The 514-nt window shown below is 50.6% G+C and carries 1 rRNA gene; it reads left to right on the top strand.

Annotation, left to right across the window (positions count from 1 at the left end):
- A 16S ribosomal RNA gene (locus GBM95_RS12010) occupies nucleotides 1-514 on the top strand; the annotation flags it as partial.

The raw sequence follows: 514 nt of genomic DNA, 5'->3' as shown, positions 1-514 counted from the left end.
ATAACACCACGTTCTGCTGACGGTACCTGAAGAATAAGCACCGGCTAACTACGTGCCAGCAGCCGCGGTAATACGTAGGGTGCAAGCGTTAATCGGAATTACTGGGCGTAAAGCGTGCGCAGGCGGTTTTGTAAGATAGATGTGAAATCCCCGGGCTCAACCTGGGAATTGCATATATGACTGCAAGACTTGAGTTTGTCAGAGGAGGGTGGAATTCCAAGTGTAGCAGTGAAATGCGTAGATATTTGGAAGAACACCGATGGCGAAGGCAGCCCTCTGGGACATGACTGACGCTCATGCACGAAAGCGTGGGGAGCAAACAGGATTAGATACCCTGGTAGTCCACGCCCTAAACGATGTCTACTAGTTGTTGGGAGAGCAATCTCTTGGTAACGCAGCTAACGCGTGAAGTAGACGCCTGGGGAGTACGGTCGCAAGATTAAAACTCAAAGGAATTGACGGGGACCCGCACAAGCGGTGGATGATGTGGATTAATTCGACGCAACGCGAAAAA

Source organism: Sutterella seckii (genome assembly GCF_009183815.1).
Taxonomy (GTDB): Bacteria; Pseudomonadota; Gammaproteobacteria; order Burkholderiales; family Burkholderiaceae_F; genus Sutterella; species Sutterella seckii.
Note: the sequence above shows the minus strand (reverse complement) of the source record. Positions and strands in the feature narration are given on the sequence as shown.